This is a genomic window from Halomonas sp. CSM-2 (assembly GCF_002119345.1).
Taxonomy (GTDB): domain Bacteria; phylum Pseudomonadota; class Gammaproteobacteria; order Pseudomonadales; family Halomonadaceae; genus Vreelandella; species Vreelandella janggokensis.
On the sequence record NZ_NBYR01000006.1, the window covers coordinates 156,602 to 182,264 of the forward strand.

23 protein-coding genes are annotated in these 25,663 nt (G+C 58.5%); 8 read left to right on the top strand and 15 right to left on the bottom strand.

The window, feature by feature from the left end:
• Positions 1–16: 16 nt before the first annotated feature.
• The 7 genes from B7L15_RS06695 to B7L15_RS06725 all read right to left on the bottom strand — a co-directional run bounded on the left by B7L15_RS06695 (position 17) and on the right by B7L15_RS06725 (position 8,450).
• A complete protein-coding gene (locus B7L15_RS06695) occupies positions 17–4,609 on the bottom strand; it encodes a condensation domain-containing protein (protein ID WP_085918225.1) in 4,593 nt (1,530 codons plus the stop codon).
• Between the two features lie 40 nt (positions 4,610–4,649).
• On the bottom strand, positions 4,650–5,651 hold the full coding sequence (locus B7L15_RS06700) for a TauD/TfdA family dioxygenase (protein WP_085918226.1): 1,002 nt from the start codon (positions 5,649–5,651) through the stop codon (positions 4,650–4,652).
• Positions 5,644–6,402 carry a 4'-phosphopantetheinyl transferase family protein gene (locus B7L15_RS06705; protein ID WP_085918227.1) on the bottom strand — a complete coding sequence of 253 codons (759 nt, stop codon included), beginning with the start codon at positions 6,400–6,402 and terminating at the stop codon, positions 5,644–5,646. The genes B7L15_RS06700 and B7L15_RS06705 overlap by 8 nt, the downstream gene beginning before the upstream one ends.
• A complete protein-coding gene (locus B7L15_RS06710) occupies positions 6,380–7,120 on the bottom strand; it encodes a thioesterase II family protein (RefSeq protein WP_085918228.1) in 741 nt (246 codons plus the stop codon). The genes B7L15_RS06705 and B7L15_RS06710 overlap by 23 nt, the downstream gene beginning before the upstream one ends.
• A complete protein-coding gene (locus B7L15_RS06715) occupies positions 7,110–7,355 on the bottom strand; it encodes an MbtH family protein (protein ID WP_085918229.1) in 246 nt (81 codons plus the stop codon). Before B7L15_RS06715 ends, B7L15_RS06710 begins: the two co-directional genes overlap by 11 nt.
• Before the next feature lie 229 nt (positions 7,356–7,584).
• A complete protein-coding gene (locus B7L15_RS06720) occupies positions 7,585–7,791 on the bottom strand; it encodes a FecR/PupR family sigma factor regulator (RefSeq protein WP_085918230.1) in 207 nt (68 codons plus the stop codon).
• Between the two features lie 131 nt (positions 7,792–7,922).
• Entirely contained in the window at positions 7,923–8,450 is a 528-nt protein-coding gene (locus tag B7L15_RS06725; protein WP_176243648.1) for an RNA polymerase factor sigma-70, read from the bottom strand.
• A 205-nt stretch (positions 8,451–8,655) separates the two neighbouring features.
• Here B7L15_RS06725 and B7L15_RS06730 point away from each other — a divergent pair, with 205 nt between their 5' ends.
• Positions 8,656–9,453, top strand: a complete 798-nt coding sequence (locus B7L15_RS06730; RefSeq protein WP_085918232.1) for an inositol monophosphatase family protein — start codon at positions 8,656–8,658, stop codon at positions 9,451–9,453.
• A 166-nt stretch (positions 9,454–9,619) separates the two neighbouring features.
• Entirely contained in the window at positions 9,620–10,387 is a 768-nt protein-coding gene (locus tag B7L15_RS06735) for an ABC transporter ATP-binding protein (protein ID WP_085918233.1), read from the top strand.
• A 12-nt stretch (positions 10,388–10,399) separates the two neighbouring features.
• On the opposite strand, the gene B7L15_RS06740 is transcribed toward B7L15_RS06735, so the two are convergent.
• Positions 10,400–11,371 carry a zinc ABC transporter substrate-binding protein gene (locus tag B7L15_RS06740; protein ID WP_085918234.1) on the bottom strand — a complete coding sequence of 324 codons (972 nt, stop codon included), beginning with the start codon at positions 11,369–11,371 and terminating at the stop codon, positions 10,400–10,402.
• Between the two features lie 139 nt (positions 11,372–11,510).
• On the opposite strand from B7L15_RS06740, the gene B7L15_RS06745 reads away from it, so the two are divergent.
• Together B7L15_RS06745 and B7L15_RS06750 are read left to right on the top strand one after the other, a co-directional pair.
• Entirely contained in the window at positions 11,511–12,251 is a 741-nt protein-coding gene (locus B7L15_RS06745) for a metal ABC transporter ATP-binding protein (protein ID WP_176243649.1), read from the top strand.
• The gene (locus tag B7L15_RS06750; RefSeq protein ID WP_085918235.1) at positions 12,241–13,044 is read left to right on the top strand and encodes a metal ABC transporter permease; all 804 of its coding nucleotides are present in this window, start codon (positions 12,241–12,243) and stop codon (positions 13,042–13,044) included. Before B7L15_RS06745 ends, B7L15_RS06750 begins: the two co-directional genes overlap by 11 nt.
• Positions 13,045–13,059: 15 nt before the next feature.
• Here B7L15_RS06750 and B7L15_RS06755 read toward each other — a convergent pair whose 3' ends face one another.
• From B7L15_RS06755 to B7L15_RS06770, 4 genes are all read right to left on the bottom strand, one after another.
• Entirely contained in the window at positions 13,060–14,148 is a 1,089-nt protein-coding gene (locus tag B7L15_RS06755; protein ID WP_085918236.1) for a DUF1513 domain-containing protein, read from the bottom strand.
• 3 nt (positions 14,149–14,151) lie between these two features.
• Positions 14,152–15,177: an imelysin family protein gene (locus B7L15_RS06760; protein ID WP_085918237.1), complete on the bottom strand. Its 1,026-nt coding sequence runs from the start codon at positions 15,175–15,177 to the stop codon at positions 14,152–14,154.
• A gap of 43 nt (positions 15,178–15,220) precedes the next feature.
• Complete coding sequence (locus B7L15_RS06765; RefSeq protein ID WP_176243650.1) at positions 15,221–16,654, bottom strand: di-heme oxidoreductase family protein; 1,434 nt, start codon at positions 16,652–16,654, stop codon at positions 15,221–15,223.
• A gap of 93 nt (positions 16,655–16,747) precedes the next feature.
• A complete protein-coding gene (locus B7L15_RS06770; protein ID WP_085918238.1) occupies positions 16,748–18,043 on the bottom strand; it encodes an imelysin family protein in 1,296 nt (431 codons plus the stop codon).
• Between the two features lie 195 nt (positions 18,044–18,238).
• Between B7L15_RS06770 and B7L15_RS06775 the strand changes: the two genes are divergently transcribed.
• Complete coding sequence (locus B7L15_RS06775; protein WP_085918239.1) at positions 18,239–19,108, top strand: LysR family transcriptional regulator ArgP; 870 nt, start codon at positions 18,239–18,241, stop codon at positions 19,106–19,108.
• Between the two features lie 287 nt (positions 19,109–19,395).
• Positions 19,396–21,192 carry a sensor domain-containing diguanylate cyclase gene (locus tag B7L15_RS06780; protein WP_085918240.1) on the top strand — a complete coding sequence of 599 codons (1,797 nt, stop codon included), beginning with the start codon at positions 19,396–19,398 and terminating at the stop codon, positions 21,190–21,192.
• Between the two features lie 10 nt (positions 21,193–21,202).
• On the opposite strand, the gene B7L15_RS06785 is transcribed toward B7L15_RS06780, so the two are convergent.
• Together B7L15_RS06785 and B7L15_RS06790 are read right to left on the bottom strand one after the other, a co-directional pair.
• Positions 21,203–21,760, bottom strand: coding sequence for a cytochrome b (locus B7L15_RS06785; protein ID WP_085918241.1), 558 nt, complete (start codon positions 21,758–21,760; stop codon positions 21,203–21,205).
• A gap of 105 nt (positions 21,761–21,865) precedes the next feature.
• A complete protein-coding gene (locus tag B7L15_RS06790) occupies positions 21,866–22,744 on the bottom strand; it encodes a LysR substrate-binding domain-containing protein (protein WP_085918242.1) in 879 nt (292 codons plus the stop codon).
• 104 nt (positions 22,745–22,848) lie between these two features.
• Between B7L15_RS06790 and B7L15_RS06795 the strand changes: the two genes are divergently transcribed.
• Positions 22,849–23,727 (top strand): DMT family transporter, encoded by an 879-nt coding sequence (locus tag B7L15_RS06795; RefSeq protein WP_085918243.1) that lies wholly within the window; start codon positions 22,849–22,851, stop codon positions 23,725–23,727.
• A gap of 100 nt (positions 23,728–23,827) precedes the next feature.
• Here B7L15_RS06795 and B7L15_RS06800 read toward each other — a convergent pair whose 3' ends face one another.
• Positions 23,828–24,943, bottom strand: coding sequence for a hypothetical protein (locus tag B7L15_RS06800; RefSeq protein ID WP_085918244.1), 1,116 nt, complete (start codon positions 24,941–24,943; stop codon positions 23,828–23,830).
• A 314-nt stretch (positions 24,944–25,257) separates the two neighbouring features.
• On the opposite strand from B7L15_RS06800, the gene B7L15_RS06805 reads away from it, so the two are divergent.
• Positions 25,258–25,644, top strand: a complete 387-nt coding sequence (locus tag B7L15_RS06805) for a septal ring lytic transglycosylase RlpA family protein (RefSeq protein ID WP_085918245.1) — start codon at positions 25,258–25,260, stop codon at positions 25,642–25,644.
• Positions 25,645–25,663: the final 19 nt, after the last annotated feature.

Here is a 25,663-nt window from a genome sequence, read left to right on the forward strand (position 1 = left end):
CCCAAACCCTGTGACTTCATTGACCGACCAACTCGGCATCGGCACTTGCCCCTTGGGCCTCTTCCAGCATCGAACGCTCATAGATGTCTCCCATGGCCACCACAATCTTGCGTGGCCCTTCGTAGGGATCCCGGGCATGGGCCGCTAACATGTTGTCGACCATCACCACATCGCCTCGGCGCCAGTCGAAGCGCACGGCACAGGCTTCGTAGGCCTCGCCGACAACCTTCATCATCTCGTCGCTAATCACGGAGCCGTCACCGAAATAGACATTGCGCGGCAAGCGCTCCTGGCCAACCATGCCAAGCAGGTCTTCCCTCACATCTGGCTCAAGGCAACCGACGTGGTGGAGCTGCACCTGATTGAAGAACACCCGGTCACCGGTCACCGGATGGGTGACTACTGCAGGGCAGCGCGTACGCGTCTGCAGTTCGTCATCACCCAACCACTCCCACTCGATGCCCGCTTCTTTGAGCCGCGCTTCAACCTCCTCCCTGCTATCGGTTTTGAAAAAGTCTCGCCAGCTCACGTCCAGGTTGCGGGTGAAGGTGCGGACATAAAGCAGCCCTTTGCGCTCGAACTCCTCCACCACATCGGCGGGCAGTTGGCGCAACATCTCGCGGCAGTCAACGATCGGGGTGGCACCTCCCACAGGAGAAGGCTTCTCGCAGAAGAACAGTTGCTTACGCGGCCAGCGCTCCAAATGCGAACTTTCGTTGTGATAAAGAATCATCTGGCGCTCGGGATAGGGGGTTGAACGGTAGGTATTACGCCCCCCCTCTTTCTTGGGCAGATCACCATAGTTGCCGTAAAGGCCCGGCTGGATAGCCTCGGCAAAGGCCTCAAACTCTTGTGGCGTGGTAAGGTCAAAGTTACGGAACAGGATGCCTGCGTGCGTTCGTAAATGTTGCTCAATGAAGTCACGCTGGGACGTTGCCCACGCCACTGCATCAAGGTCAGCGTCCGTCGCTTCGATCACCAGGGGAAAGACCCTTTTTTCGTCAAACAACGCCGTTCGTACCGGTGAGTCACTGTTGGTCGAGGAGCGCGCACCTGGCTGGGATTTCAGGCTGCCAAGCTTGTTGAGTTTGGAACCTTTTGAAAGCTTGTTTTGCATAGCGTGTTTCTCCATTTGGGGTAAGCGAAACTCCTCGACAGGCGTGTTGGGAGCTTCCACGATCTGCGCTAATAGCGACTGCCAAGCACCGGTCAAGTGCTCAATAGTTTCGCGTCGGTACAAAGCAGTGGCGTAGACCCACTCGACTGATAGTCCGGTATCGCTCTCATCAACGAATACCGCCATATCGAACTTCGACTCTTGCCGCGGCTGGGACATTACCTTCACTTCCAAGCCCGGAATTGAGAACCGCTCGGTTGGCGTGTTTTGTAGTACGAAGAGGGTTTGTATGAGGGGAGAGCGATCGCGCTCACGGCTAATCCCCGAAAGCTCGACAATTCTGTCGAAGGGAACAGTTTGATGATCGAACGCATCCAGCACGCTGGTCTGTACTTGCTCAAGCCAGTGGCCGAAATCAATCTGTCCATCAGCCAAACGAGATCGCAGTGGGATCACGTTGACGAAAAAGCCAATTAGCGGCTCAACCTCAGGATGGCTACGGCCGGCGACATCGGTTCCCACCACTAGATCTTGTTGACATGTCTGGCGATGCATCAACAGCTGAAAACTCGCCAATAGAAGCGTAAATAGCGTGGTGCCATGCTGGGTGGCGAGCCGGTTTAAGGACGTTGACAGCTCAGGGCTTAGCGACATGCTCAGAGCACTACCGGCGTGCGATACTTGGCTGGGCCTAGCGAAGTCTCCCGGTAGTGTTGAGAGCGGAGGAGCATCGCTTAGATAGCGACGCCAGAAGGTTGCGCTTTTCTCGAAGGCCTCTCCTGAAAGGGCTCTCTCATGCCAAGCGGCATAGTCCACGTACTGAATACCCAGTTCGGGTAACCCAGACTCCTTCCCTTCCAGTAATTCCCCGTACAGAGAGGCAAATTCACGAATGAATACGCTCGTTGACCAGCCGTCGAACACAATGTGGTGAATGGTCAGCACCAAGACATGCTCTTGTGCGCCAAAACGCAACAAGCCCGCCTTTATTAAAGGGCCCGTAGCAAGATCAAATGGTGTGTTCGCATACTCGGCGAAGGTATCTTGCAGATATCGCTGTTGTTCCTGCTCTGAAAGATCGCTGCAATCCAAAACAGGGAGTTCGATGTTTCGCTGATCCTCGATAACCGCGACAGGATTACCCCCATCGTTTTCGGGATAGCGAGTACGCAATGCCTCATGCCGTGCAACGATGGCATTGATGGTTTTTTCCAGCACCTCCACTTGCAATTCCCCCTTCAGGGAAAACAGCGCTGGGAGGTTGTAGGCGGCTCGCTCACGGTCACACGCCTGACTCGCCAAGCGATCAACTAACCAGAGCCGACGCTGGATAGGTGCTAAAGGTAGTTCCGCATGGCGGGGGATCGGTATCAGTGGATTCTGGATAGCCCCCTGATGGAAGGACGAAGGATTCGCTAACCGCCGCTCTACTTCACCAACCACATCTCTAAAGCGCGGCTTTTCCATAACCGATCTGGTCGGGAAATCAATCCCCCAATGATCGCTAATGCGTGAAGCCAACTGCACCGCCGCCAGAGAATTACCCCCGCTGGAGAAGAAGTGAGCATCTTTTCCCAACGGCTTTTCCTTGCCGTCCCCCAGCACTTGGCACCAGAGCTTCGCCAACGCCTGCTCCGTTTCGCTCTCTGGTTCCGAGGTAGATGGCGATGACTTTCCTCCGCACTCAGCGTCGCCACCGCTGGCAAAATGCCCGAAGGCGTGAATGGCGTAGGCATCCAGGCTACCTGCCTCCCAGCCTTGGCGGCAGGCACTGCGCTGTAGCTTGCCGCTGGAGGTCTTGGGGAGGCCGCCGGGGTTGAGTAGAAGCGTGACAGAAAGTGGCTCGTGGCAAGCATTCCCTACCGCCTCGCTTAGCGCTTCGACCAGCGTCCCGACGGGCACCAGCTTCTGCATGCCTCGGGAGACCTCAGCCGCCACGCCGATCCCCTCGGTGCCTTCCGGTGTGGTCACGGCAAAGGCCGCTACGCGTCCTTTGCGCACTGCTTCCACTTCCGCCTCGATAGCGCTCTCGATATCCTGGGGGTAGACGTTATGGCCGCGCAGAATGATGAGATCTTTGATGCGCCCGGCGATATACAGCTGCCCTTTGTGCAGAAAGCCCAGATCACCGGTGCGCAGCCAGCGATCATCGCGAACGTCGTGAGCCTCTGCATCGGTGTGCTGCCAACTGACCCCATCGCGGGTGACAAAGGTGTTGGCCGTTGCCTCGGGGTTCCGCCAATACCCGTGTGCCACGCTGGGCCCATTGACCCAGATCTCGCCCACGTCGCCTTCGGGCAGCGAGAGAAACCCTTCGGGATCGACAATATCGATTGTGTGACCCGACTCCGGCGTGCCGCAGCCCACCAGAGTGTTGCCTTCAACGGCTGAAACAGCTTTACCTTCGGCCAGTGACTGTTGAGAAAAAGCCGTACCCACCACGCCCGAACCGCGTGGATTACAGCTGACCAATAACGTCGCTTCGGCCAGGCCATAGCAGGGGGCTGCGGCATCAGCGGCGAAGCCCGCAGGGCGGAAACGTTCGATAAAGCCAGTGAGGGTTGCGTGTCGCACCGGTTCGGCGCCTGAGAACGCGACCCGCCAGCTGGATAAATCGAGCGCTTTAATCTGCTCGTCGCGAATACGTTCAAGGCACAGCCGGTAGGCGAAATCGGGGCCGCCGCTGATGGTGCCCCCATGACGAGAAATTGCCTCCAACCAGCGTATCGGCCGCTGCAAAAAGAAAGTGGGGCTCATCAGTACGGCGGGGATACCGCGATAGATGGGCTGCAGCAACCCACCGATCAGGCCCATGTCGTGGTACAGCGGCAGCCAACTGACGAAGACATCGTCAGCGCCAATCGAGAAGCCCGTCTCGATGGCACGCTCGTTCGCCATCAGGTTGCCATGACTCACCATGACGCCTTTGGGCGTGGCCGTGGAGCCCGAGGTGTACTGCAAAAAGGCGATATCGTCACGCTGCGGGCGATGCTCAGCCCAGTACTCAGCGCGGCTCTCATCTACGGCATCCACGGGGATCAATTCGGCGCTACCGACGTCTTTTCCCGCTGAGGCGATCAGCTCGATAATCGCCGAAGAAGTGAGCACACAGGCCGCCTGGCTATCGTCGGCGATGGCCAGCAAGCGTGCCAGGTGCTGCTGCCTGGCCGATTCCGGTGGGAAGACCGGCACGGCAATCACACCGGCATACAGGCAGGCAAAGAACGACACCACGTAGTGTTCGTCGTTATCCAGCAGGATCAAGGCGCGCTCACCAACCGGGAACCGCTGCTGGAGCTCGCTGGCCAGGGCGCGGGAACGCCGCTCCAGCGTGGCGTAGTCGAGGATGGTCTCGCCTTGAGCATTTACGACGACCAGCGCTCTGTCGCCGGGTCTTTCCCGGGCCAGACGGCTCAAGTGCTCGACATAGCTTATAAAAACATCGTGATGGGCCGGGTGGCTGTTCATTGTCTGAGCGTGCCTTGTAGTCATGGGTATACCTGCTGGAATTCCTGGCCGTGGGATGAGGCGTTCAGTCGCTTGAGAGGTTGCCGTGGCCTTCCGCCATGGCGACAACGACTTTGCGTGGCCCTTTAAACGGCGTGCGCGCGTGGGCGACCAGCATGTTGTCGAGCATCAGCACGTCACCGGCCTGCCAGGGGAACATCACCGTTTCGTCGGCCAGCACACCGCGAACCTCGTCGAAAATGGCGTCGTCGATGGGGCTGCCATCGGCAAAGAAGACGTTGCGGGGCATGTCTTCGGGGTCGAGCATCTCTTCCAGCGACTCGCGTACCTCTGGCTGCAGGTTGGAGACATGGAAAAGATGGCCCTGGTTGAACCACACCCGCTCACCGGTAACCGGGTGAGTCTCTATGCCTTGACATAGCTGGGTGGTACGCAGGTCGCCGTCGGGTTTCCACTCGCAGCGAATCCCCGCCCGGTGGCAGAATGCCTCCACTTCAGCGCGGTCTTCGGTGTTAAACACCTGTTGCCAAGGCATATCGAAATCGCCGTAGTTGCGCACGTAGAGAATGCCGGGTTCGAAACGCTCGCGAATCTCTAACGGCATGCGACGGTAAATCGCGCGGCTATCGGCGATCGGCGTCTCTCCCCCTTCAGGGGCGGCGGTGACGCAGTGGAACCAGATTTTCATCGGCCACTCGCGGGTATAAGCCTGCTCATTGTGGAGGGGAATATGTTGATGGGCGGGGTATTCGGTCGAGGTATAAATACCCGATGACACTGCTGAACGCGGTGTTGAGGCAAACTCATAACTCAGCAGCGGATGACCTAAGGCGGCGGCAAACTGCTGAAAATCGTCCACGGTGGGCACATCAAAGCCTCTTAGCAGCACGCCGCCAACTCGGGTCACCAGGGATTCAATATCCCCACGCAACTCGCCAAAGGCTTCCAGCAGTGGCTGCCCCGGGTAGGCGGGGGATATCATGATGGGCAGCTCCGAGTCAGCAGGCCCCTGACGTTCGGGAATGGCGTTGGTGGGTTGCGTTGGGATTGCGCTTTGATTATCCATGATGGATCTCCTGAAAAGTCGTTGAGTCGCGTTGGCCCTGTGCGCCATGGGCATAGCAGGTACAGCCCGCGTCGACATAGCTTTTGTCGAGATAGCCCAGGGCGGCGGCATAGCCACTCGGCGCTGACAGCGGCCATGCTTGCAAAGAGGATGAAATGGGGAGCGAGTGCTCAAGGTGATAGGTGCCTGATGGCCCAGGAGCGGGCATAACCGAGAGCGCCTGCAAATGCTCTGCAATGCCCAGGCCCAGGGCTTTGAGCACCGCCTCTTTAACCACCCAGCGCTCCATGAAGGGCAGTGCGAAGCCGTCGCGTGCGTGGCCGAGCTGCTCACTCGGCGATAGCACCAGCCCTTGCAGCGGCGCCAGTTCGGCCTCGGGGCGGCAGCGCTCAATATCGATCCCCACCTCGCCGCTGGGGGCGAGGGCAATCAGGGCGACATGGCCCGAATGAGAAACGTTGAAGGTCGGCCCACCCGCGTTTTCCAACGCTGGCTTGCCGTAAGCGCTCTGAGTAAACATCAGCTTTTCTGGCGTTATACCAGTGTGCGCGGATAGCAGTCGCCGCAGGGCAGCACGTGTCGTCACAGCGCGGACGACATCGGGGTGACGGCGAAGCCGCTGGGCACGCTGCCACTCGGCCTGGCTCAGCAGCCGCTCGTCGTCGACGGCCACCGGGGCGTTCAGGTCAAGCGCCAAGCGCCAGACTTCAAGGCCCTCAGGGGTGCCTTCAGCTAACCGCAGGCGCTGCATGGGGCACCTCCTCAAGCCGTCGGGTAAGCGCGCGCTCGATGGTCGCCAGCACCTGGGCCTGCTGCTGACGAATAAAGAAGTGGCCGCCGCCAAACCAGTTCAACGCGAACGCACCACCCGCTTCCCGCTGCCAAGCGTCCAGGCGTTCGCTTTCGATATCGTCATCGCGACCGGCGAGCACCTGTAGGGGGTATGCAAGCGTCGCCCCGCCGCGATAGCGGAAACTGCGGCAGAGACGATAGTCCGCTGCCAACACATCGAGCGTGAGGCGTAGCAGTTCCGGGCTTTCGAATACCTCCTCTGGGGTGCCGCCCTGCTGGCGTAGATCCGCAATCAGGGCTTTGTCGTTATCAAGGCCCGCCAAGCGGTCTGGGTCGCGCATTGAAGGCGCCGGGCTGCCCGAGGCGAACAGCATCCGCGGCTGAGGGCGCCCCACATCGCGCAGGCGAGCGGCCATGCCGTAGGCCAGCAACGCCCCCATGCTGTGACCGAACAGGGCAAAGTCGCCGCGCATCCGCGTTGCCTGCTCTTCGCACAGCCTCACGACCTGGGTCTCGAAGTCATCGATGAGCGGCTCACCCAGGCGCTCGCCACGCCCAGGCAGCTCGACGGGATAGACCTCGACCCAGACGGGCAACTGACGCTTCCAGCGCAGATACATGGTGGCGCTGGCCCCGGCACAAGGCAGGCAGAGCAGTCTCAAGCGCTTAACCGGCATTCACCTGCTCCGCCTCGCTGTTGGCCTGCTCATCCATCCACTGACGTAGCGACAAGGGCCGCATATCGGTCCAGGTCTTTTCGACGTAGTCGAGGCAGGTTGGCTTATCGCCGAGCACACCGGTGTCGGTCCATCCAGGGGGAATCGCCTTCCACTCGGGCCAGAGGGAGTACTGCTCTTCGTGGTTGACCAATACGCGGAAGACGGCATCTTCACGATCAAAACAGCTTGTCATGGGACTAACCTCACCATTGTCTAAGGAATGAGAAATAAAACGCAATTGCTTCTCATTACATAATGACGAGTGAGGTATCAGAAAATTTAACGGGAAAGAAAATCAATCAGTCTGGGACCAGCAGCCTGTCGGACTTAAGGCTGTCCTGGTGCGCACAAGGCGCTAAACCGTCGTAGAGGGAGGAGTAGGCATGGAAAAGGAAACAGGAAGGAGAGAAAACCACCGTTTGTCAGCGACGCTCATCACTGCGCGGGACCATCCCCGTCAGCAACCATAGCTGTTCGGCTTCACGGAATACCCGGCAATGCTGGGAAGACGCCGCTAGCCATGCATGGAGCGCCTCGCGATCCGCATCACTCAACGTTTCTTCATGCTCGCGCATCAGCCAGTCCAGGGCTGTTTGCCACACGGCTTCATCGCCGCTGTCGTTATTCATCGTTACCGTCTAGCCTCGCTACTGCTGCCCGATCAATCATTGGACCGGAAAGCGCCTGCTACTAACAACGCTTTCACTATGTGCTGGCAGTGTAACAAAGCGACAACAAAAGCGGCACAGCGAACGTCTGCTTATCTGCCTGGCAACGACGTGCCTCGCAGCGACAGACGGCAATGAGTTAGCGCATCACGAATCATGAAGTTGACTGACGTGGTGGAAACCCCCAGCAACTGAGCCACTTCCCGTTGCGTATGGCTTCCCGAACGGTAGAGTTCAAAGGCGCGCCGCGTTCGCTCGGGCAGCTCATCCAGTGCGTCCACCACCTGGGCCAGAGACTGGCGATCAATGGCAATCACTTCTGGGGAGTGTGAGGCGCAGGAAGCGTTATCCCCCTCCTCCTCTTTTGCAAACAGCGTTGACTCAAAGGCCGAGCGGCGGCAGCGGTCAATGGCAAGGTTGCGCACCACACGCGACACGTAGGATATGGGCTGCTTCATCTCAAACAGCGTGGTGGCCTCTGAAATTTTCAGGTAGGCATCCTGCAATACATCATCGGCTTGATCGGTATTGCCCAGGACCCTTGCAGCGACACAGCGGAGCCGGGGGCGCTGATTGACGAAAATATCCTCTAATTCAGCGCTCCAGGGGTGGACATCCATAGCTCGGCCTCCTGCCTTGATTGACACTACGGAATAAATGGCAATAGTTATTATTTGCGTTAAATGGCAGTAAGTCAATCGGTGAGACCAATCTGAATCAACCCGAGGCAGGTGTCTGTCACCGGCGCGTCATGGATAGCGGGTTATCGTGAAGCTACCATGCGCTCAGCAAGGCGCATCAGTCGCTCTGCCCAGGGGAATAACGATGCTGGATAGCAATGACCTGCTCGAAACGCTCAAGCAAGCCGCTTATGAAGCGGGCACCTTGTTGCGCGAAGGATATTCGCAAAAGGGGCGGATTGCCTTTGAGCAAAAGGGCGCGTCTGATTTCGTGACTTACTACGATACAACGGCTGAAAATATCATTATCGACTGTATCGGCAGCGCTTTTCCCGATATTGCCTTTCTTGGTGAGGAAAGCGGCCTGACGCCCAGTTCCGATAGCGACTATACCGTGGTGATTGATCCGCTGGATGGCACCAATAACTTCCTGCACGGCGTGCCACATTTTTCGGTGTCGATCGCGGTCACCAAAGGTAATGAGCTCGTCATGGGCGTTGTCTATCAACCGCTGCTTGATGAAATGCTTTGGGCGGCCCAGGGCATGGGGGCTTTTCTCAATGATCGAAAGCTCACCACACCTTCGCCTCGCCCAATGACCGAAATGCTGGTGAGCACTTGTCTGCCCTACCATGACAAAGGCGACTGCGCCACGGCCCTCAACCAGCTTACCGTGCTGATGCCTCAAGTGGCTGGCATCCGCAGCCCTGGCTCGGCGGCGCTCGAGATCGCCTACGTCAGTCTGGGCCGTTTTGATGCCTTTTGGTCCCAGGGCGCCAAGCTCGAGTTCTGGGATATCGCCGCGGGCATTGTGATTGCCCGAGAAGCAGGCTGCAGCGTTACCGACCTCGCTGGTGAGGCACATCCCGGCGAATGGAATAGCTTGCTTGTGGCCCACCCCGAGCGGCATGGCCAACTGTTGACGTTGATGAAAAACGACTAAACCGCATTGCCATGCCTGATCGGCACCTCTCCTTCTGCCTACCGATAGCGCGCCTGCACAGAGCGCAGTCGCTCCCGCGTGATTTTTTTCCATTTCTTTGTTAAAAATGAGAACTATTAGCACTAGAATGGAGCCATGGTCATTAACGCATCGCTAGGAGTGATTCATGTTCGAGGTCAAAGGGGCCACCTTCGAAATCAATGGAAAACCGATTCTAACGCCCATTGAACATAGCTTTCAGGAAGGCAGGATTTACGGCCTTATTGGCCATAATGGCTCGGGCAAGTCGACCTTGATAAAGCTCATGGCCCAGCAGCAGCCTACCAGCCAGGGAGAGATCTACTTTGATCAGCGCCCGCTGAGTGATTGGGGCAACCGCGAGTTCGCGCGCCAAGTCGCCTACCTGCCTCAGCACCTGCCCAGCGCCGAGAGCCTGACCGGGCGCGAACTGGTGGCCTTTGGCCGCTACCCTTGGCACGGCCTGCTGGGGCGCCACACCCAGAAAGACAAATACGCTATTGACCGCGCCATTGCCCTCACCCACACCGAGGACTTCGCCGACCGTCTGGTCGATACGCTTTCCGGCGGCGAGCGTCAACGAGTCTGGCTTGCCATGCTGTTGGCACAGGGCAGCCGTTTTCTACTCCTGGATGAGCCACTTGCAGCGCTGGATATCGCCCACCAGATCGAAGTCCTGGCGCTGATTCGCAAGCTGTGCGATGAGCTAAACCTCGGGGTGATTATCGTACTGCACGATATCAACATGGCATCGCGCTATTGCGATGAATTGATGGCGCTGCACAGCGGCCGCCTACTGGCCTGCGGCGCCCCCAATGACATGATGTGCGACAGCACCTTGGAAGCGATTTACGGGCTCCCCATGCAGGTCATGAAGCACCCGAACGGGGAGCACAATATCGCCGTGGCGCAGTGACGCGCCAGCCAGTCACATGGCGTTTGTGCAATGCTGGATTTCATCCGCCATCTGGTTGAGCAGCGCGTCGTAAAGCTCGGGGCCAGGCGTTAGGTCAACGCCCAGGGGGTCCATGACGCCGATATAGGTATCGGTATCGCCAAAGACGGCATCGACAATTTGCGGGTTAAACTGCGGCTCGCTGAAGACGCAGTGAATGTCCTCTTCGTTGACCATTGTTTGAATAGCTTCAATGCGTGCAGGGCTGGGTGAGGAGGCATCGCCGATGGAAATCGCGCCCGCTGCCGTTACATCAAACGCCTTCTCAAAATACTGATAGGCGTCGTGGAACACGATAAAGCGAGTACTCTCGCTGGTAGCCAAGCGCTCTTCGATGTCTTGCTCAAGTGATTCAAGCGCTTGTCGACCTTTCGCCGCATTGTCACGGTAATAATCTGCGTTTTCCGGGTCCAGTTCACCAAGCTGCTGGGCAATGGCGTCGAGCCAACGCCGTGCGTTGTCAGGATCCATCCAACCATGCGGGTCTTGTCCGTCGTGATGATGGGCATGATCATGACCATGGTCGTGGTCGTGGTCGTGGTCGTGGTCGTGGTCGTGGTCGTGGTCGTGGTCAGCGACATCGAACGTCGCGCCTTCGCGATAGGCAAAGGTGTTGATGTCGGAGACGCGCATCAACTCCAGATGCCTGGCATCGCCGGCCAGATTCTCCACCGGGCCTGATAGCCATGGCGTTAGATCGTTGCTTACCCATACAACCAGATCGGCATTATCCAAGGCGTCTGCTTCCGAGGGCCGTAGTGAATAACCGTGGGGGGATGCGCCGGGCTGGATGAAAAGCTCGGGTGACCCACGATCACCCATCACCTTGGCCACCAGTGAATGCACCGGCGGGATATCCACCGCCACACGGGGAACATCGGCCAAGGCCGTCAAGGGAAGGCCCACCAACAGCGGTAAGGCGTAATGTGCCAAGCGATACGTCATGGCTCTCTCCTAATGGTCAACAGCAGGTAAATAATCGTCGTCTTATGGTCAGGCGCTTTTGGCCGCACTTTGTCTTGGCCGCCCACACCATATATGTTATAACATAACAATTAATACGTAAGCTAGAGTTTGCCTGCTGATGCTCCAATCTATTACCCCTAGCGCTCCCCTTTTGCGTGCCTGCCAGCTCAACGTACGCATCGGGGGAAAACCGATTCTTGAAGACATCCACCTGGCGCTGCATCGCGAAGAAATCGTCACGTTAATTGGCCCCAACGGGTCGGGAAAATCCACGCTGGTTAAAACGCTGGTGGGCGCCATCAAGCCAACGTCAGGCCGTGTGGAAATCGACGCAGGCCTGAATATCGGTTACGTGCCCCAACGGCTGCATCTAGACCCGACGCTCCCCATCACCGTCTCGCGCTTTATTAACCTTCCCCACCCCCACCTCCGGGACGATGTGCACCAGGCGCTGACAAATGCCGGGGTTGAAGGGTTACACAATGCGGCGATGAGCCAGCTGTCCGGCGGGCAGTTGCAACGCGTGTTGCTGGCCCGAGCGCTCATCAACAGGCCCGACATCCTGATTCTCGACGAAGCCACACAAGGGCTTGATTATCGAGGCGTCGCTGACTTCTATAAAAAGATCGAAGAGGTACGCCAATCCTATCGCTGCGGGATTTTGATGGTGAGCCATGACCTGCATGTGGTGATGCGCACCGCTGATCATGTGTTGTGCCTGAACGGCCACATCTGCTGCGAGGGCAAACCCGAGCGGGTTGCCTCCTCCCCCGACTATCAGGCGTTATTCGGCGAGCAGACAGCCCAAATGCTCGCCGTTTATCGCCACCAACACGAGGAAGCTGCCCATGCTGGATGATTTCATGTGGCGCGCGACCCTGGCGGGCCTTTTCGTCGCCCTTGCCGCCGCGCCACTCGGTTGCTTTGTGGTCTGGCGACGCATGGCGTACTTCGGCGATGCAACGGCTCACGCTGCCATTCTCGGCGTTGCATTGGCGTTACTGCTTGATATCTCTATTTTTGCAGGCGTGTTAATGATTGCCCTGACCATGGCCGCCTGCGTGACGTTGCTCAGCGGACGTGGCTATGCCATGGATACCCTGCTCGGGGTCATGGCGCACTCGGCCCTGGCGATTGGCTTGGTTGCCGTTTCGTTTATATCGGGCGTACGTGTCGACCTCAATGCCTATCTATTTGGCGATATTCTGGCCGTTGGCAAAGACGACTTATGGGTCATCGGGGGCGGCACGCTGATGGTGTTGGCGTTACTCGGCTGGCGCTGGTCGGCACTGCTGACCGCCACGCTCAGCGATGAACTCGCCCACGCCAGCGGCATTCAGCCACGCCGGGAGCAATTAGTTCTCACGCTCTCTCTCGCTATGGTCGTGGCGGTGGCGCTCAAGGTTGTGGGTGCCTTACTGATTGCCGCCCTGTTGATTATCCCCGCCGCAACGGCCCGGCCTTTCTGCCGAACCCCCGAAATAATGGCCCTGGTAGCGGCAGGCATTGCGTCATTGGCGGTCACCTCGGGGCTTAAAGCGGCTTACCTCTTCGATACCCCGACTGGCCCGACCATTGTCACCCTGGCCGCTGGGTTTTTCCTGCTCTCGACGATCGCCATGCAAGGCGTGCGCTACCTAGGTCAGCACTAAACAGGTCAGCGCTAATCAGGTCAGGTGGTTATCCCAGCGGATTTCCAGGCTGGCCAGCAGCTCGGGCGTTGCCGAGCCAGGGATTACCCGGTAGAGCCCGCCCTGGCCGGAGGAGACCAGAAAGCCGCCGTTGCCATCACAGCGGGCGCCGGCGGCGTCGGGCAGTTCCAGGCTGGTGGTCAGACGGCCTTGTTCAGCATCCAGCAGCAGCACCCGATTGCCGCGCGGGGCAGTCACCAGAACATTGGTCGAGACGCAGCTAAACGCGACGCTGGCGGTGTATTGGTGCAGGCTGGCGGTGACCTCATCGGGCAGCGCCAGTTCTGAAAAATGCCCGGCGGCATCCAGGCGGCAAATCAGCGGATGGGTCTCCCACTCGGGGCCTTCGAACTGATAACCCGCAATCACCGTGCCGTCCGCTGCCACGTCCAGATGACGGCAGCTTAACTGGTGGTGCGAGGGCTCGTGACGGGCCAGAATTTCGCCGCTATGGCGATCCATCAGCATCAGTGCCGGGGCCATGGTGTCCAGGTTGAGCTTTACCCGGCCGTAGTCGGGGTGGGTCTGAATGCCGCCCAAGCCAATGACCAGGGTGTCACCATCCGGCATCAACCGAAGCTCGTGAGGGCCAATGCCCTCCAGCGGCATATCACGCACATGGGCGTAGCCGTTGGCAGCGTCGTAAACCCGCACCAGCCCAGCGCTATCCGCCAGGCGATTGGCGGTGACATACAGATATCGCCCACTCAGATCGAACACGCCATGCCCGTAGAAGTGGTAACCCTCCCCGGCGTTGATGGTATGGGCGAGTTGGCGGCTGTCGCCGTCGATCACATGCATCCGCGTACCGGGGCGCCGGGCGAACAGCACTGCCTGGCGGGAATCTGGCCGTAAACAGCCTCCATGACAGCGCTCGGGCACCTCGATCATAAACCGGGCCTGGCCATCCAGCGCCACTCCGGCGATAAAATGCCCACCGCCGGGGTCATCCACCGCGCTAAACAGCCAATCCACTTCCTCACGAGCGGGCAGTGCCCAGCTCAACGGGGTCAGCGCCATGGCGACGCTGCCCAACCCTACCTTGAGTACCTGGCGTCGCTGCATGGCTCAATCCCCGTCGCTTGAATTGAAGCCGCGTACCAGGCCAAGTTCGCCAGCGACCTCGTTACCCAGCAGATGGCGTAACTGGCTGATATCCAGATAGAGCGACTGCAGACCGCGAAACACCGCTTCGTCGTCCAGAGCAGACACCAAGCCCGACGGCTGTTCGCTAGCCTGGGCGAGCGTCTTATCCAACTGATCACGAAACGCCTCGGCGAGCGGCAGCGCATCAACCTCACGCAACAACGCGGTAAGGCCGGGCAAGAAGCCGGTACGCAGGCCCTCCAGGCTGCTTTCTACCAAGCGGATCGAGTTGTCGCTGCGCCAAGCTTCCGCCAGATAGCCGTTGGCGGGAGCCCCTTTGAGGCCCATGGGTTCACCAAGGCGTTTATCTTCGAGCAGTTCAAGGGCCTGGATAGCGCTGGCCAGGGTGGTTTCGGTGTAGTCAGCGGTCGCAAGATAGTGTTCACCGAAGGCCTGCCAGTCGCGCTGCAGGGCACTGGTGGTATCCGCAAGATGGGTCGTGATGGCCCGCATGAGCGCACAGGCATTCGGCTCGCCAAGGGCCTGCTGATCCATGGCGTCGTCATAAAGCAGGTACTCCAGAGCGGGAAAGCCCTGGATCGCCACGCTGTCGCGGGCAATCGCCTGAGCATCCGGTGCGTCGGGCGCTTTCAGCCAGCCGTTCACCTTGCGGCCAACCAGGTTCTTGCGATCCGGCCAGAACTGCAACTGCCAGCCCCGGCTGTTCTGCTCCACCGGGCCAAACTGGATAAAGCGCACCGCCTGCCAGGCCTGATAAGCGCTCAGCCAGTCATCTTCTAGCCGCTGCCTGAGTGCTTGGTCGGGGCCCTGACAGAAACGCGCGGCGCTAGTCTCCAGACGCTCGGAGGCGGCGCTCAACTCGGCGTACTGCATCTCCACGGCGCTGTGCCACATTTCCCGCGGGGTGGTGTTCTCCGTAGCAAAAGAAAGCGGTGCCGCCAGAAACGCACAGGCCAGCAACCCCAGTCGTCGAAACGCAGCCATCATCTAAACTCCTTGGCAATCAAGCCTTTCAACCATTCAACGCCCTTTACAGGGATTCAAGAAAACGAATGAGCTCAGCGCGCTGGTCTTCGGGCAACTCAAGGTAGCCCTGGATGGCCTCGTCAGCTTCGCCCCCGTGCCAGAGAATCGCTTCTTCCAGGGTGCGGGCGCGGCCATCGTGAAGAAACCCCGCCCTGGGATTGACCGTTTGCGCCAGCCCGATGCCCCATAACGGCGGGGTGCGCCACTCACGACCATCGGCCTTGAACTCGCTGCGCTTGTCCGCCAGGGCATCGCCCATGTCGTGGAGCAACAGGTCGCTATAAGGCCATATTATCTGATCCGCCAGCGCCGGGCGGTCAGCATCCGCCGCCGTCCGCTGGCGGGGCGTATGGCAACTGGCGCAGCCCAGCGCGTTGAACCGTTCAGCCCCTCGCTGAACCGCCGGGTCATCCATATGGCGGCGCATGGGCACTGCCAGACTGGAGGCGTAGAAGGTCACGAAGTCGGCCACGTCGTCGCTGACTTCGGGGTTACCGCCGTTAGGGAAGTTATCGCAGCCCTGGCTTGGCATGCAGTCGGTTTGCGGTACCAGGCTGGACGTCAGCCCCATATCGCCGGCAAAGGCGTGCATGCCTTGCTGCTCGATGCTGGGCTCGCCGGCTTTCCAACCGAAACGCCCGACCACCGTGGTCCCTCGACGCACGTCCCACACCCGGTTGGCACGACCGGAAATGCCGTCGCCATCGGCGTCGTCAGGGTCGGCGGCCGCCAGCAGATCAGCGTCGGGAATCGCCGCCAGCAACCCCAGGCCAATCATCGGCGGTGCCAGCCGCGGCGAGGTCTGCAAATCCCCGGGCAGCTCGCCGTAGGCGGGCTCGGCAATCGAGTAGACCGGTTCCTGCAGGGTAACGCTGGTGCCATCGGCAAACGTCTCTTCCCGAGGGGGATAGTCGATCAGCATTTTGGCCTCTGGCTGCGCGCCTGATATCGCCGCCGTTTGTAGCTGCAGGCCGTAGTTGGGTACGGGGAGCGCGCCGCGCTGTTCCAGAACCTCCGGCTCCGCTTGCTGAGGAGGCAGCGAGAGGCGCAGAAACAGCGCGATAGGGTTTTCGTCGCCGGTCGGCGGGTGGCCGCGTCCATCTTTTATGTGACAGCCCTGGCAGCTATTGGTATTGAATAGCGGCCCCAGGCCATCGCGGGCCTCAGTGCTGGCGGGGGCCGCCACCCAGGGGTTACGGAAGAAGCTATTGCCGACGCTGAAATCCAGCCGTTTGGTCATGGACATGTTGCCCAGCGGCAGCGAGTAGGCGTTGTGGTCGAACTGCTCCACCGACCCATCACCGCCGCTCATGGGCGTGGTCTGAAGGGGATAATCCTGGTCAGGTGATTCGGCTGCCTGCGCGGACATGGTCATCAGCACCAGCAGAAGACCGGATAGCGAACACCGGCTTGGCGAGACACGGAATAAGCGGCACATGGGAATACCTTGAGGCGGATGTCGCGTGACACGAAGCGCAAAAGCCGCACGGTGACGAAGCCACCGGCGGCTCATGGGCATCAACAGGTTGAATTAAAACTGATGGCCAGCGTCATCCGGCTGCAGGGACGTCACGCCCAGTTCGCCGGCGGCCTGCTCGATGGAGCCCGTTTGCGCCACCAGGGTGAGAATCGCGTCGTTGATCAATTCGCTGCCCTGCTCATTGCCGGGGGCGATCATCATATCGAAGGCCATTGGCGAGCTTTCCGCTTCCGCCGCCTGTTTGATCGCGTCGAGGCGCGCCATCGTGGCGTCGAGCTGCTGACGAAGCTCACCGGCCAACTCGCTGTCTTCCTGCGCCAGCAGGTCTTCGAGGGACGGCCCCTCGACCACGCTGCCATCTAGCCGTTGATAGCGGCCGGTGTAGATATTCTGAATACCCAGGCCGTTGTAATAGTGGGAGTTATGGGTATTGTCGCTGAAGCAGTCGTGCTCATCCTCGAACGAGTTGGCTTCCAGCGCCACCTTCAAGCGCTCACCGGCCAGCTCGCCCAGCGACAGCGAGCCCATGCCGAACAGCATGCGCCGCAGGCCTTCCTGATCGCTTTCCGCCAGCAGTTCCTGGCGATAGTTGTCCTCGCTGTCCGGCGCCCACTGGGCGACCATCCACTCAAGATCGTCGACGAGCAGATCGGATACCGCGTCCAGATAGTCCCGGCGGCGGTCGCAGTGACCATGGGTGCAGTCGTCGCCGGTTTGATAATCGCTCACCGGGCGCTCGCCGTTGCCTGCTTCAAAGCCGTGCAGATCCTGACCCCAGAGCAGAAACTCGATGGCGTGGTAGCCGCTGGCGACGTTGGCTTCCGAACCGCCAATTTCATTCAGATCGGCGAGTAATTCCGGGGTGATCTCGCTAACGTCCAGGCTTTCGCCCCCCACATTGATTTGCTCGTTGGCAATGATATTGGCGGTGGCACCTTCGTTACCCAGTTCGTGCTGGTAGTCATCGCCTTCGACGTAATCGATCATGCCCTCATCGAGAGGCCAGGCATTCAACTGTCCTTCCCAATCGTCCACGACGGCATTGCCGAAACGAAACACTTCACTCTGCTGATAGGGAATACGCGCTTGCAGCCAGGCTTGCTTGGCGGCCTTCAGGTTTTCGTCGGTAGGGTTGGCCAGCAATTCGTCGATACGCTCGTTCAACACCTCGGCGGCGTTGAGCGCATCGGCGTAATTGGCATGCGCCAGGTCGGCATAGTGAGTCACCACCGCATCGGCGCTGACGGTATCGTCAGCGGTGGTGTCGGCAAAAACTGAGGCAAAAGGCAGTAGCGCGCTAAGCGCAACGATGCCTGCAAGAGGGCGACGGAGCATGGTGGCGGGCATGACGGTATCCTTTTAGGTTAAGGCATTACAGAAACGGCTAAAGTAAAATGCTAGGGTTGTTATTGAGCCTCAATGTGAAATGTAATCCATTAGCTCATGGGATTCAATCCCATTTGCAGGCCTATAACGCGTATTGCTGGATATAATCCCGCTTGTTTGCCTTACGTCATTTTCTTCAGCCCTGGAAACACCACTATGCTCGATTACAAACTGCTCCATGCCCTGGCGACCGTGGTGGAATGTGGCGGTTTTGAACGCGCAGGGGACGTACTGGGGCTCTCGCAGTCGGCCGTGTCACAACGATTGAAAGCCTTGGAAGTGCGTTTAGGACAGCCCGTGTTGATCCGCCACCCCCACCTGGCGCCGACCCCCGCCGGCCAGCGGCTGTTAACGCATTACCAACAGGTCCAGCTGTTAGAACGCGACCTGCGTGGCTCATTGCCCACGCTGGATGATCCCGCTCCTCGCCTTCGTATTGCGATTAACGCGGATAGCGTCGTGACCTGGTGGGCCGAGGCGATTGCCGACATCTGTCAGACCGAAGGGCTTTTGCTGGATCTTGTTATCGAAGACCAGGACGTCGGCCTGAAGCGCTTGCGCGATGGCGATGTCGCGGCCTGCCTTTGCGCAACACCGCAGCCGATTGCCGGGGCACGCAGCCTGGCGCTGGGCGAGATGCATTACCACCCGCTTGCCTCCCCCGCCTATGCGGTGCGGCACTTCCCTGATGGACCCAGCGATGAGGCTTTTCAAGAGGCCCCGGCCATCGTCTTCGGCCCACATGATCAATTGCAGCACCAATTTCTCGCCCAGTGCGGCTACCATGGCCGCTTTCCCTACCACCTATGCCCTTCGTCGGAGGGGTTTATTCGTTTGGCAGCGGCAGGCATTGGCTACGGCATGATGCCCGAGCTACAAACCCATACATTGATCGAAAGCGGCCAGCTGGTCAGCATTGCGCCAGGTCAAACACTTAGCGTCCCACTCCATTGGCACTACTGGCGGCATAGCGGCAACCTGGTGCAGCGTCTCACCGACCGACTTTCGCAAGTTGCGTTGACCTAGATCATCCATTTTTCCTATGCCACCACAAAACCGTTCTACAATGGCGTTAGCCCATTCGAGTTCGGCAGTCCCACGGTGAAAGGCTGAATTATCGTTGACGCAATCCATGTCATCAAAACGACGTAACGGCCAGAGTATCTTAAGCTTCCTTTGTACTTGTATGTACAGCATCGTACTGACGCCATACATAGAGGTTTGGCGATAACGAAGACAATACCCCGGCATCGGTAACAGCTTAAAGGGACATCAGCGCGGGGAGCAGAAGAACATAACCAAAGCGACCTCTTATGTATTCATGTTTTTTGCACCGCAAGGTTTGCGTGGGCTTGCTGCTGCTGATCTGGATAACCTGCTGGCAACCAGCTGTCGCTTCGCTGGTCACCTCTCCTGATCAGTCTCGCTATTCACTTACCGACCACACCCAGTTCTGGCAGAGCAATGAGTCTCTTACGCTTAAGGAGCTGCTTGAACGCAACCCATCATTCACCCAGGCTCAGCACAAAAGCGACTTGAATTTTGGCTATACACCCGACGAGGTGTGGCTGCGCACCCAGGTCGAGAACCCCACGGAACATTCCCAGCGTTGGATCGTTGAGTTTGAATATCCCTTTCTGGATCGCGTCATGCTGCATGTAATGCATGAGCGTTATAATGAACAAAAAATAAGCGGCAGCGCCGTTCCCATAGAGCAACGAGAACTTGCCCATCGCCAGGCTGTATTTCCGCTCAATCTGGCGCCAGGCGAAACGGTCACTCTATATGCCAGGGTCAGCGCGGCGGGCAGCAAGATGCTGAACTACAACCTTCTTTCTGAGCAGGCGTTCTACCAGCAGAATGATCGGCACAATTTCTGGCTCGCGACCTATTTCGGCATACTTTTGGGCCTTGGTCTTTATAACCTATTGTTATTTTTTGGTCTCAAAGAGCGCGTCTTTTTATATTACTCGCTATTTACGTTGGGGTTTACCGTCGCGATTTTAACCTTCAACGGCATCGGCACCCTGATGTTCTGGAGCTTCCTGGGCGAAAATACGTCACGGTTGGTCGCGATCGGCTTCATTTTTGCCTCTACCATGGGTACGTTTTTTGCCCAAAGTTTTCTTGAAACGAAAAAATTCACGCCCCGCTGGCATCGCCTGTTGAGCTATTTCCGCGTCTACTGCTTGCTCGCCCTCGTGGCAACTATGCTGCTACCTATTCAGCCAGCCCTGCGACTGATGGACGTGACCGGGTTCATGGCCGCACTGACGATCCTGATATGCGGTATTTACTGCGTCACGCAACGCGTGCCCAGCGCGCGGATATTTGTCTTGGCCTGGTCATTGTTTCTGGTTGGCGCCTGTGTGTTTGCACTGCGCAATTTAGGCATTTTGCCGGCCAATTTTATTACCTTGCACGGCATTCAGATTGGCTCGGCGATGGAAATGCTCTTGTTATCGTTTGCGCTGGCCGCGCGCTTCAACAAGCTGAAGCGACAAAAAGAACGCGCTCAGAACGACATGCTGACGACGCTGAAACGCCAGGAAGCGGTTCTGGAACAAAAGGTTGCCGATCGCACAAAAGCGCTTGAGTACCTAGCCACCCGCGACATGCTGACCGGGCTACTGAACCGTAAAGGCCTCACTGACTGCGCCGAAAAGGCCCTCCAGCGCAGTCAGCATATCGGGCAACCAGTGGCGCTATTCATGCTCGACCTGGACCGTTTCAAGCCCGTTAACGATCAATATGGGCATGAAGCCGGCGATTTTGTACTTCAGCAAGTCGCCAAGCGTATCGAACACCTGGCCCGCACGCACGACCACTGTGCACGCTTCGGGGGAGACGAATTCATTTTATTGATTGAGGGCATTGACGATGCCACCGTCCTCAACGATATTCGCCAACGCCTCAATGCCGCCATACGCAAGCCCATCAAGCTCCCTTGTGGTGAGCTGGTCAGCATTGACGTCAGCATCGGCATGAGCGTCAGCCAAGGTGATCACTATTGCCTGAAGAAACTTATCTACGAAGCCGATGGAAAAATGTACGACGTTAAAGCCAGCCGAGCCGACAGCGATATACGCTACTACTCAGCAAAGCCGTAAGACGAATAGCTTAGTCAAACAGGCTCATACGCTTCATAACGTTGTCACGCTTGATACGCCAGTGATAAAGCGCGCCCAATACATGCAGGGTTACCAGCACCACAATGGCCCAGCCGAGCCAACCATGCCAGGTAAAGAGCCGCTCGGAAAGCGCCGGATGCTCGCCAATGAGTCCTGGCAGGTGCCAATGAAAGAACTCGACTGGGAACCCCCCGCTGGCGGTGGCCGCCCAACCCAATAGCGGCATCACGACCAAGGCCGCATAGAGCAAATGATGCACGCTGGTACTGACGACACGCTCGAAGCCATTCAAGGGTGGGTCGTGGTCGGGTACCACGAACGCGATCCGGGTGATGATGCGTAGCGTCATCAGCAGCAGTATGGTCACGCCCAGCGTTTTATGGCTGGTATACAGCAGGTTGGTAACCCCCGTGCCGATCAACTCTACCGTCCGCTCAAAGCCCAAAAAACCCAGCGTCAAACCGCTCGCCAGCGAGAGTAGTGCCGCCCCCGCCACCAGCCAGTGGAGCACCCGGTGAGGGTAAATATAGTGGTCTAACTCATGCATGCTGTGCTCCTCTGCAACCGCCCAGAATTCGCTTATGTGTGCTTAGTTTAGCGAGTTCTGGGCAACTTCGCTGCTAAAGCCAACGGTCACCGTCAACGCTTGCTGTCATGGTGCCCAGGCATCAACCGGTGCGGCCAACTGCTCGCGGATCAGCTCGCCCAGTCGGCGGGCTGGTTCTGACGGGCGATGCGGTGCGCGGTGGAGTGCCAGTTCGATCATCGGTAGCGATGGCAGGCCACTGGCTTCGTCAAGTGGCCTTAAAAGCGGCGTCAGCATGCTCCGCGTTACCACTACCACAGCCAACCCGGCCGTCACGATCGGTGCCAGCCCTGCCATGGATTGGCTGGTATAGGCGACGCGCCAGTCACGCCCGGCGTTTTTCAGCGCCTGTTCGGCTATCTCACGAAACACATCCGCGCCGGGTGAATACAACGCTAACGGCAGCGGGTCGGTTAACGATGGCTGCTGGTTAACGCCTACCGCCCATATTAAAGGCTCGCGCCGAATGATCTCGCCGCCTGGTGAGTTACGCTGCCGGGTCACCAGCGCCAGATCCAGCTCGGCACGTTTTACGCGTTCCACCAGGTCACCGCTGGTACCACACCTGACCTGAAGCCCCACGCCTGGGTATAACTGGTGAAAGTAGGCGAACACGGAAGGCAATAGGGAGGCGTAATCTTCCGGGATGCCCAGGGTCAGTTCGCCGCCCACCTGACGCGCCTGCATGTCACTCCAGGCCTCGTCATTGAGTATCAACAGGCGGCGGGCGTGGTTAAGCAACCGCTCCCCATCCGGGGTAAAGCGGAGTTTGCGCCCTTCGCGCTCGTGAAGGGTCAGCGCCAGTTGGGTTTCCAGACGCTGAAGCTGCATGCTGACGGTCGACTGGGTATAGGCCAGGCGTTTTGCAGCCGCCGTCACGCTGCCGGTGTCGGCGATTGCCACGAGCGTGCGTAGTAACGTCAGGTCCAGCGTTGGCGCCCTCATACATCATATTCCTTGATAAAAACGATCAAAAAAGATCGATATTGTGATGTGTTGCCGATGAGTATGCTGTGCAGGTCACCTCAAGGCAAGGTCAGGAGATCGCTATGCATCATGTCAATCCACTCGTTGTGTTTCCACGTAGCTACAGTGTTGGGGCGGCGCTGGTGGCCGTGATGCTTTGGAGTGCCGCCCCCCTTCTGGCTGATTACGCCCGGGCCACGCCGCCTCTCCAGCTCACGGCACTGACGCTGTTAGCAGGCGCATTAGCAACGCTACCGCTCAGTCGACGGGTTAACGTCGCCACTTGCGGCCACGCTTGGCAGCTAAGCATTTGGCTGGGCATTCCGTTGCTGATCATTGGCGCCGTCAGCACGTATTTCATCGGCATGCGGCTGGCCCCCGCAGCTGAGGCGGCATTGATCACCTATACCTGGCCGGTACTGTTCGTGCTGCTCAGCCAGTGGAGCCGGTTTGGCCGTCTGCGGATGGACGGACTGGTCGGTGCGCTGATCGCCTTTTCCGGTGCCGCCCTGCTGCTGATCCCTCAGGCATCCGGCGGCGGTGGCGACAATGCACTCACCGGTTACGCGCTGGCGCTTTTAGCGGCCTGCTGCTGGGCACTTTATTCCTGGCTTAGCCAGGTGGCACCGGTACCGCTAACACCGCTGCTGCCGCGTTTATTGCTGATTGCCTGTGTTATAGCGGCGGGCGCGAGTGCGATTCTAGAAGGGCAGATCGCATTACCCAGCAACGAAGCGGTGCTGACCGGCATGGCGCTGGGCCTTGGGCCTTACGGCATCGCCATGGTGGCATGGGATAAAGCGTTGCGCTGGGGGCATACCAGCCTGGTCGGCAGCCTCGCCTATGGCGTGCCCATTTTAGCGGCGCTGCTGTTGGTATTAGCGGGAATGAGCACGCTGGACTGGCGCCTGCCGGTCGCAGGCGCCCTGGTGGTCGTGGGCTGTCTGAAAGCTGGCCGTTAATGTCAGGCATCTGGATTGCCAGGCGCCATGGTTAACGCCTTGAACTTAAAAGCCGCCTGGAGGGGCGGCTTTTAAGCTATTAATACTGTCGACATCCCGCTTACAGCTGAGGCTCTCCCTCGCTTGGCTCGGCGCGAGTAGCAAGCTCAAATAAACCACTGGCGGTATGGCTATAGCCCCGGGCGGTGACCGTGTAGGTACCCGGTAGCAGTTGTTCGGTGATTCGCGAATCCGTGCCGCCTGCGCCGTCATCATCGCTTAACGAAACGCCGTTGCCCTCAAGCTCAAGGTACGTATCGAAATCACTTGAACGCATGTCGAGCGTGACGCTGGATGTCTCGTCGAGTGTCAGCTCATAGGTCAACGACTCACCGCTGTACCAGCCATTGAGTGACTCACCCGGCGTCAACTCACCTGCATTACGCAGTTGGGTGTCGCTGGGCAACTCACGGGGCGTCAGCGCCAGCGTAAAGACACCTTCGCCGTCACCGTAGGCTGAACGCGCTGTCACCTGGTATTCGCCGGGCGCAAGAAAATCGGCGATACGCGCATTCAGGTTACCTGCGCTGTCGTCGTCTTCGCGGTAGTAGCCATTGGGCCCTTCCAGCACCAGATAGGTGTCGAATTCATCGGAGCGCATGTCAATGTCGTACATGCCCGCCTCTTCGACCGTGAACGTATAGTCACGCTCATCGCTCTGAAGCCAGCTATCCAGAGGCGTATCCAACGCCAGGGTATCCGTGTCGCTGAGTTCAAGGCGACGGCTTTCAAGGGTAAAAGGTCCATAGCTTTGAGCGTCAGCCCCACTGACCACCAGCATGTAGTCACCGCTTTGATCGATGCGCTGGCGCAATACCTCGGCGCTATCCAACAGTTGTAGCTGGTCATCATAGAGAGCCACTACGCCCTGAAGGGCGCCTTCCAGCGATACCTCAACCAAATCGTCTTCGTCCAGCGCGATGACATAGCGCTCGAAACGGCTGCCATCATTGCCGTTGAGCGCACTTTCAGAGGTCACCTCCCCTCTCAAGCGCTCCCCCAGGGTAGCGCGCTCAAGACCTGCCAAACGACTCGATTCAGCAGTGTCCTGGCCGTTTTGGGAATCAGGTGTTAGCTCGGACGGTATATTGAGCGGAATGGCCTGTGCCGCCAAAAAGCCGATAACACCGCCGCCAACGGCGACAAGCAGATAACCAAGCGGAGAAGATTTAGCCATGAGCAATCCTTGATCTTGTGGCAGATAGATATAGTCGAGTTGAAAACGGCATTATAAACGCATAATGGCCGCCATTGGGTTGACAGCCTCATCTGGTTTCGCTTTTTTACAGCCTCGATGTTTACAACAGCCTTGGATAAGCCGCTGAATTAAAAGGCGCCAAATATCACGGACAAGAGAGACCAATATGAGGCCATAAGCGCCGATCGTCTAAAAGCTTGCCCAGGGTACGGTCCAGCGTTACTATCGAGTAGCCAAATTGGCACCTCATCGATGGATGCGAAACCCGCGACACGACACACTGAGGTACTCCTATGGGAGCTATCAAACATACGTTATTGAATTTTTGCTTTGCCATAGCCGTATTCACCACGGCAGTGAATAGCGCTCTGGCACACGGTACACCCGCCGATACTCAGCGCGGCGTTGCGTCCTTCTACAGCGACCGCTTTCAAGGAGCAACCACTGCCAGTGGTGATGCCTTTGATCAACAGGCACTGACCGCCGCGCACCCAAGCCTTCCCTTTGGAAGCAAGGTGCTGGTAAAGCGCCCGGATACCGGACAAGAAGTCGAAGTCCTGATCAATGACCGCGGTCCTTACGTGCAAGGGCGTATCATTGACCTGTCCAAAAGCGCAGCGCGTGAACTGGGCATGCTGAAGCGTGGCGTTGCACCGGTTATGGTGACGCTGCTGAACTAGCAACACCTAACCACGACCT

Coding starts and splice junctions, on each gene's coding strand:
- B7L15_RS06695 (WP_085918225.1), bottom strand. CDS start 4,609: ATGACTACAAGGCACGCTCAGACAATGAACAGCCACCCGGCCCATCAC.
- B7L15_RS06700 (WP_085918226.1), bottom strand. CDS start 5,651: ATGGATAATCAAAGCGCAATCCCAACGCAACCCACCAACGCCATTCCC.
- B7L15_RS06705 (WP_085918227.1), bottom strand. CDS start 6,402: ATGCAGCGCCTGCGGTTAGCTGAAGGCACCCCTGAGGGCCTTGAAGTC.
- B7L15_RS06710 (WP_085918228.1), bottom strand. CDS start 7,120: ATGCCGGTTAAGCGCTTGAGACTGCTCTGCCTGCCTTGTGCCGGGGCC.
- B7L15_RS06715 (WP_085918229.1), bottom strand. CDS start 7,355: ATGACAAGCTGTTTTGATCGTGAAGATGCCGTCTTCCGCGTATTGGTC.
- B7L15_RS06720 (WP_085918230.1), bottom strand. CDS start 7,791: ATGAATAACGACAGCGGCGATGAAGCCGTGTGGCAAACAGCCCTGGAC.
- B7L15_RS06725 (WP_176243648.1), bottom strand. CDS start 8,450: ATGGATGTCCACCCCTGGAGCGCTGAATTAGAGGATATTTTCGTCAAT.
- B7L15_RS06730 (WP_085918232.1), top strand. CDS start 8,656: ATGCTGGATAGCAATGACCTGCTCGAAACGCTCAAGCAAGCCGCTTAT.
- B7L15_RS06735 (WP_085918233.1), top strand. CDS start 9,620: ATGTTCGAGGTCAAAGGGGCCACCTTCGAAATCAATGGAAAACCGATT.
- B7L15_RS06740 (WP_085918234.1), bottom strand. CDS start 11,371: ATGACGTATCGCTTGGCACATTACGCCTTACCGCTGTTGGTGGGCCTT.
- B7L15_RS06745 (WP_176243649.1), top strand. CDS start 11,511: ATGCTCCAATCTATTACCCCTAGCGCTCCCCTTTTGCGTGCCTGCCAG.
- B7L15_RS06750 (WP_085918235.1), top strand. CDS start 12,241: ATGCTGGATGATTTCATGTGGCGCGCGACCCTGGCGGGCCTTTTCGTC.
- B7L15_RS06755 (WP_085918236.1), bottom strand. CDS start 14,148: ATGCAGCGACGCCAGGTACTCAAGGTAGGGTTGGGCAGCGTCGCCATG.
- B7L15_RS06760 (WP_085918237.1), bottom strand. CDS start 15,177: ATGATGGCTGCGTTTCGACGACTGGGGTTGCTGGCCTGTGCGTTTCTG.
- B7L15_RS06765 (WP_176243650.1), bottom strand. CDS start 16,654: ATGTGCCGCTTATTCCGTGTCTCGCCAAGCCGGTGTTCGCTATCCGGT.
- B7L15_RS06770 (WP_085918238.1), bottom strand. CDS start 18,043: ATGCCCGCCACCATGCTCCGTCGCCCTCTTGCAGGCATCGTTGCGCTT.
- B7L15_RS06775 (WP_085918239.1), top strand. CDS start 18,239: ATGCTCGATTACAAACTGCTCCATGCCCTGGCGACCGTGGTGGAATGT.
- B7L15_RS06780 (WP_085918240.1), top strand. CDS start 19,396: ATGTATTCATGTTTTTTGCACCGCAAGGTTTGCGTGGGCTTGCTGCTG.
- B7L15_RS06785 (WP_085918241.1), bottom strand. CDS start 21,760: ATGCATGAGTTAGACCACTATATTTACCCTCACCGGGTGCTCCACTGG.
- B7L15_RS06790 (WP_085918242.1), bottom strand. CDS start 22,744: ATGAGGGCGCCAACGCTGGACCTGACGTTACTACGCACGCTCGTGGCA.
- B7L15_RS06795 (WP_085918243.1), top strand. CDS start 22,849: ATGCATCATGTCAATCCACTCGTTGTGTTTCCACGTAGCTACAGTGTT.
- B7L15_RS06800 (WP_085918244.1), bottom strand. CDS start 24,943: ATGGCTAAATCTTCTCCGCTTGGTTATCTGCTTGTCGCCGTTGGCGGC.
- B7L15_RS06805 (WP_085918245.1), top strand. CDS start 25,258: ATGGGAGCTATCAAACATACGTTATTGAATTTTTGCTTTGCCATAGCC.